The organism is Burkholderia sp. AU17457 (assembly GCF_002223255.1).
GTDB lineage: Bacteria > Pseudomonadota > Gammaproteobacteria > Burkholderiales > Burkholderiaceae > Burkholderia > Burkholderia sola.
The window spans coordinates 1,550,075-1,568,251 of the sequence record NZ_NKFB01000003.1; the positions used below are offsets into that span (position 1 = coordinate 1,550,075).

16 protein-coding genes are annotated in these 18,177 nt (G+C 66.4%); 1 reads left to right on the top strand and 15 read right to left on the bottom strand.

Translation table 11 applies throughout. From position 1 onward, the window contains the following. Positions 1 to 53: 53 nt before the first annotated feature. Together CFB49_RS09850 and CFB49_RS09855 are read right to left on the bottom strand one after the other, a co-directional pair. Complete coding sequence (locus CFB49_RS09850; protein WP_006478692.1) at positions 54 to 269, bottom strand: YdcH family protein; 216 nt, start codon at positions 267 to 269, stop codon at positions 54 to 56. Positions 270 to 345: 76 nt separating this feature from the next. Then, a complete protein-coding gene (locus CFB49_RS09855; RefSeq protein WP_089491252.1) occupies positions 346 to 1,080 on the bottom strand; it encodes a hypothetical protein in 735 nt (244 codons plus the stop codon). A 164-nt stretch (positions 1,081 to 1,244) separates the two neighbouring features. Here CFB49_RS09855 and CFB49_RS09860 point away from each other — a divergent pair, with 164 nt between their 5' ends. Then, positions 1,245 to 3,569 carry a Tex family protein gene (locus tag CFB49_RS09860; RefSeq protein ID WP_069620835.1) on the top strand — a complete coding sequence of 775 codons (2,325 nt, stop codon included), beginning with the start codon at positions 1,245 to 1,247 and terminating at the stop codon, positions 3,567 to 3,569. A 112-nt stretch (positions 3,570 to 3,681) separates the two neighbouring features. Here CFB49_RS09860 and CFB49_RS09865 read toward each other — a convergent pair whose 3' ends face one another. The 13 genes from CFB49_RS09865 to hisS form a co-directional block, all read right to left on the bottom strand. After that, positions 3,682 to 5,598: a potassium transporter Kup gene (locus CFB49_RS09865; protein WP_069620836.1), complete on the bottom strand. Its 1,917-nt coding sequence runs from the start codon at positions 5,596 to 5,598 to the stop codon at positions 3,682 to 3,684. Between the two features lie 274 nt (positions 5,599 to 5,872). Next, positions 5,873 to 6,469 carry a phosphoribosyltransferase gene (locus tag CFB49_RS09870; protein ID WP_006478688.1) on the bottom strand — a complete coding sequence of 199 codons (597 nt, stop codon included), beginning with the start codon at positions 6,467 to 6,469 and terminating at the stop codon, positions 5,873 to 5,875. A 7-nt stretch (positions 6,470 to 6,476) separates the two neighbouring features. Next, positions 6,477 to 7,823, bottom strand: a complete 1,347-nt coding sequence (locus CFB49_RS09875; protein WP_050013186.1) for an adenylosuccinate synthase — start codon at positions 7,821 to 7,823, stop codon at positions 6,477 to 6,479. 113 nt (positions 7,824 to 7,936) lie between these two features. Continuing rightward, the gene (locus CFB49_RS09880; RefSeq protein ID WP_069620837.1) at positions 7,937 to 9,085 is read right to left on the bottom strand and encodes an ATP phosphoribosyltransferase regulatory subunit; all 1,149 of its coding nucleotides are present in this window, start codon (positions 9,083 to 9,085) and stop codon (positions 7,937 to 7,939) included. A 113-nt stretch (positions 9,086 to 9,198) separates the two neighbouring features. Beyond that, a complete protein-coding gene (locus tag CFB49_RS09885) occupies positions 9,199 to 9,390 on the bottom strand; it encodes a DUF2065 domain-containing protein (protein ID WP_069620838.1) in 192 nt (63 codons plus the stop codon). 36 nt (positions 9,391 to 9,426) lie between these two features. Beyond that, entirely contained in the window at positions 9,427 to 10,326 is a 900-nt protein-coding gene (gene hflC / locus CFB49_RS09890) for a protease modulator HflC (RefSeq protein WP_089491253.1), read from the bottom strand. 15 nt (positions 10,327 to 10,341) lie between these two features. Continuing rightward, complete coding sequence (gene hflK / locus CFB49_RS09895) at positions 10,342 to 11,688, bottom strand: FtsH protease activity modulator HflK (protein WP_069620840.1); 1,347 nt, start codon at positions 11,686 to 11,688, stop codon at positions 10,342 to 10,344. 47 nt (positions 11,689 to 11,735) lie between these two features. After that, entirely contained in the window at positions 11,736 to 12,908 is a 1,173-nt protein-coding gene (gene hflX, locus CFB49_RS09900) for a GTPase HflX (RefSeq protein ID WP_179234896.1), read from the bottom strand. A 72-nt stretch (positions 12,909 to 12,980) separates the two neighbouring features. Next, positions 12,981 to 13,220: an RNA chaperone Hfq gene (gene hfq / locus CFB49_RS09905; RefSeq protein WP_006399927.1), complete on the bottom strand. Its 240-nt coding sequence runs from the start codon at positions 13,218 to 13,220 to the stop codon at positions 12,981 to 12,983. 141 nt (positions 13,221 to 13,361) lie between these two features. Beyond that, positions 13,362 to 14,699, bottom strand: a complete 1,338-nt coding sequence (gene der, locus CFB49_RS09910) for a ribosome biogenesis GTPase Der (RefSeq protein ID WP_011549692.1) — start codon at positions 14,697 to 14,699, stop codon at positions 13,362 to 13,364. A gap of 247 nt (positions 14,700 to 14,946) precedes the next feature. Continuing rightward, the gene (gene bamB, locus CFB49_RS09920; RefSeq protein ID WP_069620842.1) at positions 14,947 to 16,092 is read right to left on the bottom strand and encodes an outer membrane protein assembly factor BamB; all 1,146 of its coding nucleotides are present in this window, start codon (positions 16,090 to 16,092) and stop codon (positions 14,947 to 14,949) included. Positions 16,093 to 16,133: 41 nt separating this feature from the next. Continuing rightward, entirely contained in the window at positions 16,134 to 16,763 is a 630-nt protein-coding gene (locus CFB49_RS09925; protein WP_006478678.1) for a tetratricopeptide repeat protein, read from the bottom strand. A 58-nt stretch (positions 16,764 to 16,821) separates the two neighbouring features. Next, positions 16,822 to 18,162, bottom strand: coding sequence for a histidine--tRNA ligase (gene hisS, locus CFB49_RS09930; protein WP_089435115.1), 1,341 nt, complete (start codon positions 18,160 to 18,162; stop codon positions 16,822 to 16,824). Between the last annotated feature and the right edge of the window lie 15 nt (positions 18,163 to 18,177).

The following is an 18,177-nucleotide window of genomic DNA, read 5'->3' on the forward strand; positions in this document are numbered from 1 at the left end:
CAAGCGTTCCTGTGTCCAGCGCCCGGGCGGCGCCGGCGCTTGCCAGGCCGCGCTCAGGCGCGCTTATCCGGTTCGAGCTGCGATTGCAGCAAAATGATTTTGTCCTTGGCCGCCAGCTTTTCCTTCTTCAGCCGGTGCAGCGTGATGTCGTCGATGTCGGAGTGCCCTTCCTTCAGCTCGATCTCCCGAGCGAGCTGCTGGTGCTGCTCCTGCAATGCAGCCAAACGGTTGTGCAATTCCTGCTGCTGTTCCGTGTGACGGTTTTGCATACTTGCCTCCTCATCGAAGCAGCGCGACGGCCGGCGTGCCGACGCGCCCGAGACTGATCCCGATCAATTCAACACGTTACTGCCCCTGCTGTTGCTGCTGCTTGGCCTTCTGGGCCGCTTCCTGCTGACGCCGCTCGACATCGGCCTTGTGCTGCGCGGCTTCCTTCTGCTTCTGCTCGTAGCGCGTGGCGTTGTCCGCCCGCTCCTGCGCCTTCTGCGCCGCCTGCTGGTGCGCCTGGTCGAGCTTGCGCTGGAAATCCGCCTGCTTCTGGTCGTATGCCTGCTTGCTCGCCGCGCGTTGCGGCCCTTCCGCGCCGCGCTGCGCCTGCTTCAGTGCATTCTGCTCCTGCTTGTCGCGGAATGCAGCCGCGTTGGCCGCGTCGTTCGCCGCCCGCTGCGGCGCTTCCGCCGCGTTCTGGGCCTGCTTCAGCGCCTGCTGCTGGTCGCGCTGCTGCGCCCGCACCGCGCGCTGCTCGTCGTTGAGCGCGAGCTGCTCCTGGCGGATACTCGCCCGCTCCTCGCGCATCTGGTCGCGCGCCTTGCCGAGACAGTGGTTGACGAAGAATTTGCTGTAGCAATCGTGCTCCGCCACCGCATAACGATAATCGTTTTCCGCGGAGCGTTGATTGAGCACTTTTTGACGGGCGTCGAAATCCGGGGCGGAAGCGGCAACGGGCACGGACGCGGCGGCGTCCGAGGCCTGCGCGAATGCGCCGGAAGGCCCGGCGGACAAAGCCGCGGCGAGCGCTGCGCCGAGCGCGACGAGAGAAATACGGGAAGTTGGCAACGTCGTAGGAAAGCTGCGGGACATGTGTCAAATTCTATCACCCCCGGCTGGACGCTCCGCCATTTATGGCAAAATGCCCCGCTTCATTCACCCGCGGCCTTTGGCCCGCCGGGCCCGCCGGGCAGCCCGCCGCTTCGGGCCTGCCGGCCCGCGCCGCGATTTCAGCAGGCAGACAGACCATCCACGACATGACGGAAACCGTAGCACTCAAGATCGTACAGCGCATCGCCACCGAACTGTCCGTCCAGCCGCGCCAGGTCGCGGCGGCCGTGCAACTCCTCGACGAAGGCTCGACCGTTCCGTTCATTGCCCGGTACCGCAAGGAAGTGACCGGCAACCTGGACGACACGCAGCTGCGCCAGCTCGAGGAACGCCTCCTGTACCTGCGCGAGCTCGAGGATCGCCGCGCCGCGATCCTGTCGAGCATCGACGAACAAGGCAAGCTGACCGACGAACTGCGTGCCGCGATCGACGCGGCCGACAGCAAGCAGGTGCTCGAGGACCTTTATCTGCCGTACAAGCCGAAGCGCCGCACCCGTGCGCAGATCGCCCGCGAGGCCGGCCTCGAGCCGCTCGCGCAGGCGCTGCTCGCGAACCCGCTGCTCGACCCGCAGGCCGAGGCGGCCGCGTATGTCGACGCCGACAAGGGCGTCGCCGACGTAAAAGCGGCGCTCGACGGCGCGCGCGACATCCTGTCCGAGCAGTTCGGCGAGACGGCGGAGCTGCTCGGCAAGCTGCGCGACTACCTGCACAACCAGGGCGTCGTGTCGTCGGCCGTCGTCGAGGGCAAGGAAAACGAGGAAGGCGAGAAATTCCGCGACTATTACGACTACGCGGAAACGATCAAGACCGTGCCGTCGCACCGCGCGCTCGCGCTGTTCCGCGGCCGCAACGCGGGCGTGCTGACGATCAAGCTCGGCCTCGGCGAAGAGCTCGACGCGCAGGTGCCGCATCCCGGCGAGGCGATGATCGCGCGCCATTTCGGCATCGCGAACCAGAACCGTCCGGCCGACAAATGGCTGTCCGACGTCTGCCGCTGGTGCTGGCGCGTGAAGGTGCAGCCGCATATCGAAAACGAACTGCTCACGCAGTTGCGCGAGACGGCCGAAACCGAGGCGATCCGCGTGTTCGCGCGCAACCTGAACGACCTGCTGCTGGCCGCGCCTGCCGGCCCGAAGGCCGTGATCGGCCTCGACCCGGGCCTGCGCACGGGCGTGAAGGTCGCGGTCGTCGACCGCACCGGCAAGGTGCTCGCGACCGACACGATCTACCCGCACGAGCCGCGCCGCGACTGGGACGGCTCGATCGCGAAACTCGCGCGCATCGCCGCGCAGACGCAGGCCGAGCTGATCAGCATCGGCAACGGCACCGCGTCGCGCGAAACCGACAAGCTCGCGAGCGAACTGATCGCGAAACACCCTGAGCTGCGCCTGCAGAAGATCGTCGTGTCGGAGGCCGGCGCGTCGGTCTACTCGGCGTCCGAGCTCGCCGCGAAGGAATTCCCGGACCTCGACGTGTCGCTGCGCGGCGCCGTGTCGATCGCCCGCCGCCTGCAGGACCCGCTCGCGGAGCTCGTGAAGATCGAGCCGAAGGCGATCGGCGTCGGCCAGTACCAGCACGACGTGAACCAGCGCGAACTCGCCCGCTCGCTCGACGCGGTCGTCGAGGATTGCGTGAACGCGGTCGGCGTCGACGCGAACACGGCGTCGGCCCCGCTGCTCGCCCGCGTGTCGGGCCTGAACGCGACGCTCGCGCGCAACATCGTCGACTATCGCGATGCGAACGGCCCGTTCCCGTCGCGCGAACACCTGCGCAAGGTGCCGCGCCTCGGCGACAAAACCTTCGAACAGGCCGCCGGCTTCCTGCGCATCAACGGCGGCGAGAATCCGCTCGACCGCTCGTCGGTGCACCCGGAAGCGTATCCGGTCGTCGAACGGATGCTCGCGAAGATCAACAAGCGCATCGACGACGTGCTCGGCAACCGCGAAGCGCTGTCGGGCCTGTCGCCGACGGAATTTGTCGACGAACGTTTCGGCCTGCCGACCGTGCGCGACATCCTGGCCGAACTGGAGAAGCCGGGCCGCGATCCGCGTCCGGAATTCAAGACGGCCACGTTCCGCGAAGGCGTCGAAAAGGTGTCGGATCTCGTGCCGGGCATGACGCTCGAAGGCGTCGTGACGAACGTCGCCGCGTTCGGCGCGTTCGTGGATATCGGCGTGCACCAGGACGGCCTCGTCCACGTGTCCGCGATGTCGACGAAGTTCATCAAGGACCCGCACGAAGTCGTGAAGGCCGGCCAGGTCGTCAAGGTGAAGGTGATCGACGTCGACGTAAAGCGCCAGCGCATTGCGCTGACGATGCGCCTCGACGACGACGCGGCCGCGCCCGGCACGGCGTCGCGCGGCGGCCAGGATCGCGGCAACGCGGGCCGCGGCGCCGCCCGCCCGCAGCGTTCGCGCGAGCCGGAACCGGCCGGCGCGATGGCCGCCGCATTCGCGAAGCTGAAGCGCTGAGCACGCAAAGGCATCGACCACAAAAAACCCGCCGAAAGGCGGGTTTTTTATTGCTTCGGCGACACGCGCGACTTGCTCGGCATGGGCTGCGTCCGCGGTCCCCTCGCGCCCGTCAGATTTCGATCTTGGTGCCGAGCTCGACGACGCGGTTCGCCGGAATCGAGAAGAAGTCGGTCGGCTTCGCCGCGTTCTGATGCATCCACGCGAACACGCGTTCGCGCCAGATCGACATGCCGGGCAGATGCGTCGGCACCACCGTTTCGCGTGCGAGGAAGAACGACGTGTCCATCAGTTCGAACGTCATGTCGTGCGTGCGGCCGAATTCCTCGAGCACGGCCTTCACGTCCGGCGTCTCGTTGAAGCCGTACTCGGCCTTGACGATGTACAGCCCGCCGCTCGCATCGCGCGAGCTCAGGCGCTTGTCGTCGCGCACGTACGGAATGTCGCGCGTAACGAACGTCAGGAAAATGGTCCGCTCGTGCAGCACCTTGTTGTGCTTCAGGTTGTGCAGCAGGCTGACGGGTACGAGCTTGTCGTTGCCGGTCAGGTAGATCGCGGTGCCCGACACGCGGTGCGGCGGATGCGCGAGCAGCCCCTGCAGGAACGGCTCGAGCGGGATACCGTCGGCCGCCGTGCGTTCCTTGACGATGTGACGCCCCTTGTACCATGTCATCAGCAGGAAGAACAGCAGCGCGCCGATGCCGAGCGGCAACCAGCCGCCCTGCGCGACCTTCAGCAGGTTCGCGCCGAAAAAGCCGAGGTCGATCGCGAGGAACACCGTGATGATCGCACCGACCAGCAGCCGGTTCCAGTTCCATACCTTGACCATCACGACGCATGCGAGCACGGTCGTGATCACCATCGTCGCCGTCACCGCGATGCCGTACGCGGCCGCGAGGTTATCCGAGCTCTTGAAGCCGATGACGATACAGAGGATCACGGCCAGCAGCAGCCAGTTCACGACCGGCACGTAGATCTGGCCGATCGCAAGCTCCGACGTATGCAGCACCTTCATGCGCGGCACGTAGCCGAGCTGGATCGCCTGCGACGTCAGCGAATACGCGCCCGAGATCACGGCCTGCGACGCGATCACGGTCGCGACCGTCGACAGCACGACGAGCGGCAGCAGCCCCCATTCGGGCGACAGCAGGAAGAACGGGTTTTCGATCGCTTTCGGATTCTGGATCAGCAGCGCGCCCTGGCCGAAGTAGTTCAGCACGAGCGACGGCATCACGAGCCCGTATGCGGCGTACCGGATCGGCTTTGCACCGAAGTGGCCCATGTCCGCGTAGAGCGCTTCCGCGCCGGTCAGCACCAGCACGACCGAGCCGAGCACGACGTAGGCCTGCAGCAGGTGGTCGGCCATGAACGACGCCGCGTAATACGGATTGATTGCCGCGATGATGCCCGGCACGCGCACGATGTGGTACACGCCGAGCGCCGCGATCACGACGAACCACAGCACCATGATCGGACCGAACAGCTTGCCGACCAGCGCGGTACCGTGCCGCTGGATCCAGAACAGCGCGATCAGGATCACGATCGTGATCGGCAGCACGAGATGGGACAGGTGCGGCGTCGCGATCTCGAGACCTTCGACGGCCGACATCACCGAGATCGCCGGCGTGATCACCGCGTCCCCGTAGAACATGCACGCGCCGAATATCCCGAGCGCCATCAACGCGCCCGCGACCCGGGTTTTGGAGTCCAGCGGCCGCAGCGACAGCGCCATCAGCGCGAGCACGCCGCCTTCGCCGTTGTTGTCCGCCCGCATCACGAACAGCAGGTATTTGACGCCGACCACCAGCACGATGGCCCAGAACAGCAGCGAGATCACGCCGAGAATCGACGCTTCGGTCAGCGGAATACCGTGCGCGGGGCTGAACGCCTCCTTCAGCGAATACAGCGGGCTGGTGCCGATGTCGCCGAACACGACGCCGATGGCTGCTATCGCTAGCGCCCGCATCGAGTGTTGTTGCGTCGAATGCGGCGAGTGTGCGGCGTCGGTCGCGTGAGTCGTGTCGTTCATATGAAGCGTAATAATCGGGTCCGGGTCGGACAAAACGAGCGCTATTCTACTCGCGCCCCCGTGAAACGCCGCCCTGCCGTGTTGCCGTGGAACCACGTGATCCACGTGACGCATGCAATCCGGCGCGACCTGTGGCAGGGCTGCCATCATAGCCGGGGCCGCGCCGCCTGCCTATCGGGTGCGCGCCGCGCGCCGCGTGGCGCACCGCGCGCGCCAACGAAAAACGGCGCCGCAAGCGGCGCCGTACAAGGCTTTCCTTCGATCGGCCGGCCGCTTACGCGCCCGAACCGTCGCGCTGCGCGCGACCGCGCTTGATCCACGCCTCGAGGTTGTGCGGACGTACCGTGTCCCACTCCTCGAACGGCTGATGAATCCACGGATTCGTCGGCAGGAACTGCGTGTGATAGTCGGGCTTGACCTTCGAGCAACCCTTGTACCAGAGCACGGCCGAACGCACGGCCGTGACCGCCGGATAACGCTCCTTCAGGTGCTCCTGCACGCGCGCGAGCGTGACGCCCGAATCGACGAGGTCGTCGACCAGCAGCACGTTGCCCGCGAGATGGCCGCGCGTCATCGTGATGTACTGCGCGATGTCGAGCTCGCCCTGCTCGGTGCCGGCCGCTTCCCGGTACGAACTCGTCGCAAGAATCGCGAGCGGCACGTCGTAGATGCGCGACAGCTGGTCGCCAACGCGCAGGCCGCCGCGCGCAAGGCAGAGGATCTGGTCGAACTTCCAGCCCGACGCATGCACCTGGAGCGCGAGCAGTTCGATCAGACGGTGATACTCGTCCCAGCCTACCCACAGGTTCTTGTCGTCGTTGCGCGGATCGGTCATCAAGTCTGCCGCCGTCATCGTGATTTGCTGCGTCATCTGGAGCTTACACCTTGAACGGATGGCGGAGCAGGATCGTTTCGTCGCGGTCCGGGCCCGTCGACACCATATCGACCGGCACGCCAGCCACTTCCTGGACGCGGGCGAGGTAGGCCTGCGCATTCGCCGGCAGCGCGTCCCACGTATTGATCCCGACGGTGCTTTCCTTCCAGCCGGGGAACGTCTCGTACACCGGTTCGCAACGCGCGACATCAACCGCGCCGCGCGGCAGGATGTCCACGTCCTTGCCGTCGACTCGGTAGCCGACGCACAGCTTGACTTCGTCGAGGCCGTCGAGCACGTCGAGCTTCGTCATGCACAGGCCCGACACGCCGTTGATCTGGATCGAGCGACGCAGCGCAGCCGCATCGAGCCAGCCGGTGCGGCGCGGACGGCCGGTGACCGAACCGAATTCCTTGCCGACGTTCGCGAGCGTGACGCCGATCTGGTCCTGACGCTGCGGGTTGTCCGCATCGTACAGCTCGCTCGGGAACGGGCCCGAGCCGACGCGCGTGCAATACGCCTTCGTGATACCGAGGATATAGTTGAGTTTCTGCGGACCGACGCCCGCGCCGGCCGACGCCGCACCCGCGACGCAGTTGCTCGACGTGACGAACGGATAGGTGCCGTGGTCGATGTCGAGCAGCGTGCCTTGCGCGCCTTCGAACAGCAGGTTCTGGCCCGCGTTGTTCGCGTCGTACAGGCGGCGCGACACGTCGGCCACCATCGGCTTCAGGCGGTCGGCATAGCCGAGCATCGTGTCGAGCGTGGCCTGGAAATCGACGGCCGCGCCGCCCAGATACTGGGTCAGTACGAAATTGTGGAAATCGAGATTTTCGCGCAGGCGATCGGCGAAGGTCTTCGCGTCGAACAGGTCCTGCACGCGCAGCGCGCGGCGGCCGACCTTGTCTTCGTACGCGGGGCCGATGCCGCGGCCCGTCGTGCCGATCTTGCCCGCGCCCTTGCGCGCTTCGCGCGCCTGGTCGATCGCGATGTGGTACGGCAGGATCAGCGTCGTCGCTTCGGAGATGAACAGACGGTCGCGCACGTTCACGCCGGCCTCTTCCAGCTCGCCGATTTCCTTGAACAGTGCTTCGGGGGACAGGACGACGCCGTTGCCGATGTAGCAGGCGACGCCTTCACGCATGATGCCCGACGGAATGAGGCGCAAGATCGTTTTCTTGCCGCCGATGATGAGGGTGTGGCCGGCGTTGTGACCGCCCTGGAAACGCACGACGCCCTGAGCGTGGTCCGTCAGCCAGTCGACGATCTTGCCCTTGCCTTCATCACCCCATTGCGTTCCCACGACGACGACGTTGCGCCCGGGAGTCACGTTCACTGCGCTGGCAGACATGTTGATTCGTTAGCTGGTTAAAAACGTATTCTACCTATGTTCGCGGGCGTTTCCGAATTTTTCCGTTTCGCTTCAACGATATGCACGCCGAAGCACGGCCCGCGAACACCCGTTTATCGGGGCTCGACCACCCATGCGCCGTTACGCTCGACGAGCGAACGATCGCACGCGAACTCGTCGAGCACGTGGTCGTGGCCCGGCAGCGCCTGGATCACGACCTCGCCCGCATCCCGCAGGGCCGCGACGGCGGCACCCAGCGCATCGTCCTGCGCCCACGGCGCGAGAATCGCGGTGCCGCGCGCCTCGACCGGCGAAATCCGCGCGAGCTCGCGCAGATCGAGCGAGAAGCCGGTCGCCGGACGGGCACGGCCATAGGCCTGCCCCACGTGGTCGTAACGGCCGCCGCGCGCGATCGCATTCGGCACGCCGTCGACGTAGGCGCTGAACATCGCGCCGCTGTGGTACGCGTAGCCGCGCAGGTCGGCGAGATCGATCGCGACTTCGACGCCCTTCGCCTGCGACGCAAGCTGTGCCAGATCGTCGAGCGCCCGCGTGATTTCGGGCAGCACCGGCAGGCGCGTGCGCGCCTCGGCGAGCACGCTCGCGTCGCCGTAGAGGTTCGGCAGCGCGCGCAGCGCGGCGCGCGTATCGGCGCCGAGATCGTCGGTGAGTTCGTTCAGCAGCGGCACGTCCTTCCCCGACAGCGCGTCGTACAGCGACTCGCCGCGCTCGGCTGCCTGCGCGTCGCGCGCCAGCAGCGCCGCGAGCACGCCCGCGTGACCGAGGTCGAGACGGATGCGCGACAGGCCCGCGAGATGCAGCGCGTCGAGCATCAGTTGCTGGATCTCGAGATCGGCCTCGAGCCCGGCGTGGCCGTAGATTTCGGCGCCGATCTGGATCTGCTCGCGCGTCGCGTGCAGGCCGCGCGGACGCGTATGCATCACGTGACCCGCGTAGCAGAGGCGCGTCACGCCCTGACGATTCAACAGGTGTGCGTCGATCCGCGCGACCTGCGGCGTGATGTCCGCGCGCAGGCCGAGCGTGCGGCCCGACAGCTGGTCGACCAGCTTGAAGGTGCGCAGGCGCAGATCGGCGCCGCCGCTCGTCAGCAGCGATTCGAGGTATTCGAGCAGCGGCGGCATCACCATTTCGTAGCCGTACGAACGGAAGCGGTCGAGCAGCCTGCGGCGCAGCTCCTCGATCTTGCGCGCTTCCGACGGCAGCACGTCGGCGATATTCTCGGGAAGTAACCAGGTCGACATCGGTACGGTCCTACGACGGGAAACGGCGCGCGTCACGCGCGCCGCGAGTTGAATCGGAACTTCGAAATCGGGCGGAACGAACGGCGGATGCGCCGTCCGGATCGGGGCGCCGGTCAGGTCGCGAACAACAGCAGCACGAGCCCGAGCACCATCACGATCAGCCCGCCGATCCGGATATGATGCGGCGGCCGCTCGGCTATTCTACGAAACGTGTCGCGCCAGGCGACAGGAAACACGAAGGGGAACGCCCCCTCGATGATCAGCATCAGCGCTACTGCGAGCAACAACGAGCCAGCCAGGTCCATGCGAGCGACGGCGCCGCTCGACGCGGCGCCCCAAGGTCAATGTTTGCGGGGAGCAGGCGCCGCCGGTGCGGCACCGCCCGTCGGGCTGCGCATGAAGCGGAAGAACTCGCTGTCGGGATCGACGACGATGATGTCGTTGCGCTTGAACGTGTTCCGGTACGCCTGCAGGCTCGCGTAGAACTGATAGAACTGCGGATCGCGGCCGAACGCGTCGGCGGCGATCGTCGCGGCCTTCGCATCGCCCTCGCCCTTGATCGTCTGCGCGGACTTGTACGCGTTCGCGAGCACGGCCTGCTGCTCGCGTTCCGCGTCGGCCTTGATCTGCTCGACGTCAGCCGCGCCTTGCGCACGCACCTGGACCGCCTGATCGCGCAACGCGCCGATCATCCGTTGATAGACGGCGTCCGTCTGCGCGGCCGGCAGGTCGACACGCGTCAGCTGGACGTCGACCACGTCGACGCCGAAACCCGACGCTTGCGCCTTCGCCGCATCGCGCGCCGCATCGGCGATCGCGCGCTGACCGCCGAGGGCATCGTCGAGCGCGCGCTTGCCGAATGCGTCGCCGAGCGCGCCCTTCAGCGCGCCGGACAGCCGTTCGGCCGCCGCCGCCGGGTCACCGCCCGTCGCGGTGAAATACTTCATCGGATCGTTGATCCGGTACTTCACCGCATACGCGACGAGCAGGTCGTGCTTGTCTTCGGTCGCCAGCTGCAGCGGATCGGACGACTCGAACGACTGCAGGCGCGTGTCGATCAGCGTGGCCGTCTGCAGCGGCGGCGGCAGCTTGAAATGGACGCCGGGGCCCGCGAGCTCCGGCTGGCTGCCGTCGCGGCCCGACAGCACGGCCGCATGGCGCGGATCGACGGTGAGGACCGTCGACGACGCCGCGAAGGCAACGATCACGATTGCGACGACGAGCGCAATGATTCGGTTCATGTTCTGCGCTCCCCGTTACTTCGTATCGTCTTCACGCGACCGGCTGCGAAACGCTTCGCGCGATCGCAGCACGTCGACACCCGACGCGGTGGCGGCCGGTGCGGCGCTCGCCGGCGCGGCTGCGGCTGCCGCCGGCGCCGTGGCCGCCGGTGCCGACGCCGCATCGGGCGCGGACGCGCCGGTCGACGCCGCGGCGTTTTGCCGCCCCTGCTCGACGAGCTTGTCGAGCGGCAGGTACACGACGCTGTTACCGCCCTTGTTGCCGACGAACACCTTCGTCGCGTTCGAATAGATTTCCTGCATCGTCTCGAGGTACATCCGCTCGCGGATGACCGCGGGCGCCTTCGAGTACTGAGCATAGACCTGCTTGAAGCGGTCCGCGTCGCCCTCGGCTTCCGTGACCACGCGATCGGCATACGCCTTCGCTTCGTCGACGAGCTTCGCCGCATCGCCCTGCGCCTTCGGCAGCAGGTCGCTCGCATACGCCTGCGCGGCGCGCTTCGCGGCCTCGCGCTCGTCGCGCGCCTTCGCGACTTCGGCGTACGCGGCCTGCGTCTGCTCGGGCGCCGCGACGCTCTGCATCGTGACGGCCGTCACCTCGAGCCCCGACTGGTAGCGGTCGAGATCGCGCTGGATCGCGGTGGACAGCTGCTCGCGCAGCGCATCGCGATCCTGATTCAGCATGTCGGCCGCGCTGCGCGTGCCGACGATCGCGCGCACCGCGGCCTGCGCGGCCTGCGACACGCTGCGCTCGGGATCGACGCTGCGGAACAGGTAATCGGTGGCGGAACGGATCCGGTACTGGACGATGAAGCGCACGTCGACGATGTCGGCATCGCGCGTCAGCATCGCGGCTTCCTTCACGTTCGCGAGGCGCACGACGTTGTTGCGGCCGATCTCGATCGAGCGGACCTGCGACGTGTCGACGATCTCATGCGACGCGAACGGATACGGCGCACGCCAGTGCACGCCCTGGCCGACCGTGCCCGACAGCTTGCCGAGCTGCAGCACGACGCCCGTCTGACCTTCCTGCACGACGAACAGCCCGCTGCCCGCATACACCGCGACCAGCACGCCGATCACGATGCCGACGCCGACCCGGGCGGCCCGGCCGTTGTCGGGACGGAAGCCGTTGCCGCCCTTGCCGCCGAACAGGCCGCTCAGGCGCCGGTTGAAGTTGCGCCACATCTCGTCGAGATCGGGCGGACCGTCGCCGTCGCCGCCTTGCGGACGCTTCGATTCGTTCGCGCGGGGGCGGGATCCGTCCTTGCCATTGCCTTCGCCGCGTCCCCAGCGGGGATCGTTGATCGACAGCAAGGCGCGCATCCGCCGCCAGGTACTCCGCTCGTTGTATTCGTTCACCAGAGTTTGTTCACCAGATTGGACGCCGGCGAACCGGCCGGGACCGGTTAGCGCCCGTGTTCGGAAATCGTGTGGTCTTCGTGCGGTTCAGCGGACGTGCCATCGAGCGCGTCGGACAACGTCGCGCTCGAAAGGTGTTCCGCGGAGGCGATTTCGGCGATGGCGGCACGCAACGTATCAAGACCCTGACCGGTGCGCGCGCTCAAAAAGACGCGCGAAATATTACCATACTCGTCCCGCTCGACCGCGTCGCCGCGGGCCGCCAGCTCGGGCACGGCGTCGATCTTGTTGAACACCAGCACCTGGCGGATCGTGTCCGCGCCGATCTCGTGCAGCACGCCGTTGACCTGCTCGATCTGCTCGAGCCGGACCGCGCTCGACGCATCGACCACATGCAGCAGCAGATCTGCGTGGATCGTTTCCTCGAGGGTCGCGCGGAACGCGGCGACGAGCTGGTGAGGCAGCTCGCGGATGAACCCGACCGTATCGGACACGACGATCTGGCCGACCTCGTCGCCGAGGTACACGCGCCGCGACGTCGTATCGAGCGTCGCGAACAGCTGGTCGGCCGCGTACGCCTGCGCTTTCGTCAGCGCATTGAACAGCGTCGACTTGCCCGCGTTCGTATAGCCGACGAGCGACACCGACATCGTGCCGCTGCGCGCGCGCTGCCGGCGCTGCGTGCTGTGCTGGCGGCGCAGCCGGTCGAGCCGCGACTTCAGCATCTTGATGCGTTCGCCGATCAGCCGGCGGTCGGTTTCGAGCTGGGTTTCGCCGGGGCCGCGCAGGCCGATACCGCCCTTTTGCCGCTCGAGGTGGGTCCACGCGCGAATGAGCCGGGTCGACAGATATTGAAGCTGCGCGAGTTCGACCTGCAGCTTGCCTTCGTGGCTGCGTGCGCGCTGCGCGAAGATGTCGAGGATGAGGCTCGTGCGATCGACCACGCGCCTGTTAAGTGCCTGCTCCAGATTACGTTGCTGGGCGGGCGCCAACGCGTGGTTGAAGATGACGATTTCGACGTTGTGCGTGTCGCAGGCAAGCCGCAATTCTTCGGCTTTGCCGCTGCCGATGAACATCTTGGCATCGGGACTGGCACGACGACCCGTGAGGGTGACGGCGGGACGGGCCCCCGCACTGGAGGCGAGAAGACTGAGTTCTTCGAGACTGGCTTCGAAATCGGTCTTGCCGAAATCGATGCCGACGAGCGCTGCGTTGATCAAATTATCGGGTGTCAAGATAAGGCGGCTGGCATCGGTCGCTCGCGGCGACCGGATGCCGGCCGCTGCGATAGGTTAGGACGAGGCTTCCGCGTCCGGGTGGAAATTCACCGGGCGCGCCGGCACGACCGTCGAGATGGCGTGCTTGTAAACCATCTGGGTCACCGTATTACGGAGCAACACGACGTACTGGTCGAACGATTCAATGTTCCCTTGAAGCTTGATGCCGTTGACGAGGTAGATCGAAACGGGAACGTGCTCTTTGCGCAGTGCGTTCAAAAACGGGTCTTGTAACAATTGCCCTTTGTTGCTCATGGCGTACTCCATCTTTTTTTGCAGGTTGATCTGGATTGGCGGCGAAGAAAAAGAGATCCGGCGCCAATCGCTACACTATAGCTGATTTTGCCTGCCCCGCCCGGCCACTGGCCATGCGGCCGATGCCTTGCGGGGCGTGCTTCAGCCCTTGTCCGCGTACGGGTTGTTCGACGAACGGAACTCTATGCGCAATGGAGTCCCGGTCAGCGAGAAAGTTTCGCGGAATCGGTTTTCGAGGTAACGCTTGTAGGTTTCCGTCACCGCGTCGAGCGCGTTGCCGTGGATCACGATGATCGGCGGATTCTGGCCGCCCTGGTGCGCATAGCGCAGCTTCGGACGCACCGGGCCGCGACGGCGCGGCTGCTGGAATTCGACGGCCTCGATCAGCGCGCGCGTGAGCTTCGGCGTCGGCAGCTTCGCCATCGCCGCCGCGTACGCGTCGTCGACCGAGCGCATCAGCGCGCCGATACCCGTCTTCTTCGCGGCCGAAATGAAGTGCGACTTCGCGAAGTCGAGGAATTTCAGCTTGCGGGTCAAATCCGCTTTCGCGCGGTCGCGCGCGTGATCGTCGAGGCCGTCCCACTTGTTGACGCCGATCACGAGCGCGCGGCCCTGCTCGACGACGAAGCCGGCGATGTGCGCGTCCTGGTCGGAAATGTCCTGCTGCGCATCCAGCAGAAGAATGACGACGTTCGCGTCGGAGATCGACTGCAGCGTCTTCACGACCGAGAACTTCTCGATCGCCTCGAACACCTTGCCGCGGCGTCGCAGGCCGGCCGTGTCGATCAGCGTGTATTTCTTGCCGTTACGCTCGAAGTCGACGTAGATCGAGTCGCGCGTCGTGCCCGGCATGTCGAACGCGATCACGCGGTCTTCGCCGATCAGCGCGTTGACGAGCGTCGACTTGCCGACGTTCGGCCGGCCGACGATCGCGATCTTGATGCCGCGCGACGGATCGTCCTCGTCCGCCTCCTCGGGCTGGCCCGCATACGCAACTTCCAGCGCCTCGTTGATCATGTCGGTCACGCCGTCGCCGTGCGCGGCCGAGATCGCGCGCGGGTCGCCGAGCCCGAGCTCGTAGAAGTCCGTCGCGACCGCCGTGTACTTCATCCCCTCGGCCTTGTTGACGACGAGGAAGATCGGCCGGCCGGTCTTGCGCAGGTAGTCGGCAATCGACTTGTCCTGCGGCGCGAGTCCGTTGCGGCCGTCGACGATGAACACGACGACGTCGGCTTCCTCGACGGCCTGCCGCGTCTGACGCGCCATTTCGTGCAGGATGCCGTCCTTCGCGACGGGCTCGAAGCCGCCGGTATCGACGACCAGGTATGGCCGTTCGCCGACGCGCCCTTCGCCGTAATGGCGATCGCGCGTGAGACCCGGCAAGTCGGCGACCAGCGCATCGCGCGAGCGCGTGAGCCGGTTGAACAGCGTGGATTTCCCCACATTGGGGCGCCCAACGAGGGCAATGACCGGTTTCATCTGTGTTTTCTACGGTGAAGCGCAGCAGCGGGAGGCCCGCTGCTGCGGGCGGCTGCGCTGAATGAAAATATCACGAATTCGCGCCGCGCCGGATGCGTGCGCCCGGCGCGCGTTGCGCGCCGTCGTCTTTCGTCTCGAACTGCCTTTCAAATACCGAGCGGCCGGGAACGCCGGCCGCCTTCAAGTCGCGCGACCGCGGCGCGCGGGACCTGCCCGCCGCGCCGCGGTCGCGCCTGTTTCCTGCGCGTCAGCGCGGGCGGAACCCGTACAGGCCGCCGTCCTTCGTCTGCACGACGAGCGTATTGCCCGCGAGGACCGGCGCCGCGGTAATCGCGCTGCCGTCGGTCTTCATCCGCGCGATGAAGCTGCCGTCTTCACGCGACAGGAAGTGCACAAAGCCCTTGTAATCGCCCATCACGACCGCGTGCCCGAGCAGGTACGGCACGCCGACGTCACGGCTCTTCAGCTTGTCGTTGCGCCAGAGCTGGTTGCCCGTGGCCGCGTCGTACGCGGTGACGACCGACCAGTCGTCGCCGCCGGCGACCACCGAATCGTCCTGCGCGAGGCCGCTGCGGCTCGAGAACGGCTTTTCCCACAGCGGACGGCCCGAGTTCGCATCGAAGCAGCCGAGCTGCCCCTGGAACGTCACCGCGCAAGTTTCCGCGCCCACGAGCGTCGGCGGGCCGCTGACGTCGTTGATGCGCTCGACCTCGGTCACGCCCTTCGGGAACGACACCGGAGTCTGCCAGAACGGCTCGCCCGTCTGCAGATTGATCGCGACGAGACCGCCGCCCGGGAAGCCCGCGAGCACGGCCGCGTCGCCCGCGAACGTCATGCCGGCCGACACGCGCAGGTTCAGCGGCACCGCACGGTTGCGGTAGTTCCACTTCTGCTCGCCCGTCTGCGCGTTGAACGCGATCACCTGGCCGTCGATCGTGCGGACGACCACGAGGCCGTTGCCCACGAGCGGCGGCGAGAAGATCTCGCCCTGCACGGTGGTCTTCCACAGCTGCTTGCCGTCCGGGCCCAGCACGAACACGCCGCCCTTCAGCGCACCGACCGCGGTCAGGTTGCCGTCGCTGCCGACACCGGCCGACAGATCCGAGCCGACCTTCGAGCGCCACAGCGTCTGGCCCGTCTTCGCGTCGATCTTTTCGACCGAACCGTTTTCGCCCGCCGCATAGACGGCGTCGCCCACGGCCACCGGCGAGAACAGGTAGCGTCCGCCCTTGCCGACGCTCGCCTTCCAGACCTGTTGCACGTCCATGACGGGCTTGAACTCGGTGAGCGGCGTCGGCACGCGGCGCGCGTCCTTCGACGACGAGCAAGCCGCCAAAGCGAGGACAGCCGCCGCGCAGGCAACGGGCACAGCGTAACGTTTCAGCAAATTCATCGGTTAGCGAAGCAGAGTTAAGAGGTTGAGGGGACCGGGATTCAGCCGCCGAGCGCGTCGAGCTTGAACTGCACGAGCTGGCGCGCGGACTGGTCGTCCTTCGACAGGCCGTCGAGCGCGAGCTTGTAAGCCGCGCGCGCATCGTCGGTCTTGCCTTGCGCGGCGAGCAGATCGCCGCGACGATCGGCCACGAGGCCCTTGAATGCATCGACCGGCGTGCCCGACAGCAGCGCGAGGCCCGCATCGTACGCCTTCTCGTCGAGCAGCAGCGACGCGAGACGCAGCTTCGCGATCTGCTTGTACTCGTCGTCCTTGGCGTGATCAACGGCCCATTGCAGCTGCGCCTTCGCGCCTGCCGCGTCGCCGGCCGCATACAGCGTCTTCGCGGCCGCGAGCGCCGTCATCTGCGCATACGGCGTGCTGCCGAACTTGTCTTCCATGTCGGCAGCCGCGCGGGCCATCGTCGCCTTGTCGTTCGCGGCGGCGGCCTTCTGGACCTGCTCGTACAGCCCGGACGCCTCGGCAGCCTGACGGCGCTGCCAGTAGTTCCAGCCGTTGAAACCGGCCGCGACGACGAGCGCCGCGAGCACGATCCACGTGGTGAGGTTGCCCCAGCGGGCCCACCACGCCTTGAGACTTTCAATCGATTCTTGTTCGTCGTGATAACTCATCGGCGAGCGATTCCTTCTTCCTGTTCAGGCTTTTCTTGTCGAGCGGATGCCAGCGCGATCAGTCGTCGCCATCTTCGGCGGATGCAACCATCGCATTGATTAGGAATTCGGTCAAGCTTTCGGCCGGTACGGTCTGCTGAACGTTCTTTTCCCCTTCCGCACCCGCGCCGCGCAACGCTTTCACGCCCACCGTGCCGTTCGCGACCTCTTCTTCGCCGAGGATCACCGCGAACGCGGCGCCGCTTGCATCGGCCCGCTTCATTTGCGACTTGAAGCTCGCCGGCGCGCCGTCGGCGCTGCAGTGGAAGATCACGTCGAGGCCCGTGTCGCGCAGGCGCTCGGCCGCGATGAACGCCTGTTCGCGCGCGGTCTCGCCCTGGTGCACGACGTACACGTCGACGCCTTCCTGCTCGGGCACCAGATCCTCTTCCTTCAACAGTTCGAGGATGCGCTCGATGCCCATCGCCCAGCCGCACGCGGCGGTCGGCTTGCCGCCGAGCTGTTCGATCAGCGGATCGTAGCGACCGCCAGCCGCGACCGTGCCCTGCGCGCCGAGCTTGTCGGTCACCCACTCGAACACGGTCAGGTTGTAATAGTCGAGGCCGCGCACGAGACGCGGGTTGATCTTGAACGGAATGTTGTTCGCGAGCAGCAGGCGCTGCAGCCCTTCGAAGTGCGCACGCGATTCGTCGCCGAGGAAGTCGATCAGCTTCGGCGCGTTCTGCGCGATGTCCTGCAGCGCGGGATTCTTCGTGTCGAGCACACGCAGCGGGTTCGTATACAGGCGGCGCTTCGCGTCCTCGTCGAGCACGTCGGCAAACTGCTCGAGGTACTTGATCAGCTCGACGCGGTGCGCGGCGCGCTCTTCGGCGAGGCCGAGCGAGTTGATCTCGAGCTTGATGCCGGTCAGGCCGAGGTCGTCCCACAGGCGCTGGCACATCATGATGATCTCGGCATCCGCATCGGGACCCGCGAAGCCGAGCGCCTCGACGCCGACCTGGTGGAACTGGCGATAGCGGCCGCGCTGCGGACGCTCGTGACGGAACATCGGGCCGATGTACCACAGGCGCTTCGGGCCGTCGTACAGCATGTTGTGCTCGATCGACGCGCGCACGACGGCCGCGGTGTTTTCCGGGCGCATCGTCAGGTTCTCGCCGTTCAACGCGTCGGTGAAGCTGTACATCTCCTTCTCGACGATGTCCGTGACCTCGCCGATGCCGCGCGTGAACAGCTGCGTGTGTTCGACGATCGGCGTGCGGATGTTCTGGTAGCCGTACGCGCGCAGCAGCGATTTCACGGTAGCTTCGAAGAATTCCCACAGGCCGGCATCCTGCGGAAGGATGTCGTTCATGCCTTTGACGCCGGTGAGCTTCTCGATCTTGCGTTTCTGTTCAGTCATCGTTCGTGTGTGTGG

Bases quoted from the DNA above. Each gene is read 5' to 3' on its own strand.
- CFB49_RS09875 (WP_050013186.1), bottom strand. From the start codon at position 7,823: ATGTCTGCCAGCGCAGTGAACGTGACTCCCGGGCGCAACGTCGTCGTC.
- CFB49_RS09885 (WP_069620838.1), bottom strand. From the start codon at position 9,390: ATGGACCTGGCTGGCTCGTTGTTGCTCGCAGTAGCGCTGATGCTGATC.
- CFB49_RS09865 (WP_069620836.1), bottom strand. From the start codon at position 5,598: ATGAACGACACGACTCACGCGACCGACGCCGCACACTCGCCGCATTCG.
- CFB49_RS09880 (WP_069620837.1), bottom strand. From the start codon at position 9,085: ATGTCGACCTGGTTACTTCCCGAGAATATCGCCGACGTGCTGCCGTCG.
- CFB49_RS09850 (WP_006478692.1), bottom strand. From the start codon at position 269: ATGCAAAACCGTCACACGGAACAGCAGCAGGAATTGCACAACCGTTTG.
- bamB (WP_069620842.1), bottom strand. From the start codon at position 16,092: ATGAATTTGCTGAAACGTTACGCTGTGCCCGTTGCCTGCGCGGCGGCT.
- CFB49_RS09925 (WP_006478678.1), bottom strand. From the start codon at position 16,763: ATGAGTTATCACGACGAACAAGAATCGATTGAAAGTCTCAAGGCGTGG.
- CFB49_RS09855 (WP_089491252.1), bottom strand. From the start codon at position 1,080: ATGTCCCGCAGCTTTCCTACGACGTTGCCAACTTCCCGTATTTCTCTC.
- hfq (WP_006399927.1), bottom strand. From the start codon at position 13,220: ATGAGCAACAAAGGGCAATTGTTACAAGACCCGTTTTTGAACGCACTG.
- CFB49_RS09860 (WP_069620835.1), top strand. From the start codon at position 1,245: ATGACGGAAACCGTAGCACTCAAGATCGTACAGCGCATCGCCACCGAA.
- hflC (WP_089491253.1), bottom strand. From the start codon at position 10,326: ATGAACCGAATCATTGCGCTCGTCGTCGCAATCGTGATCGTTGCCTTC.
- der (WP_011549692.1), bottom strand. From the start codon at position 14,699: ATGAAACCGGTCATTGCCCTCGTTGGGCGCCCCAATGTGGGGAAATCC.
- CFB49_RS09870 (WP_006478688.1), bottom strand. From the start codon at position 6,469: ATGACGCAGCAAATCACGATGACGGCGGCAGACTTGATGACCGATCCG.
- hisS (WP_089435115.1), bottom strand. From the start codon at position 18,162: ATGACTGAACAGAAACGCAAGATCGAGAAGCTCACCGGCGTCAAAGGC.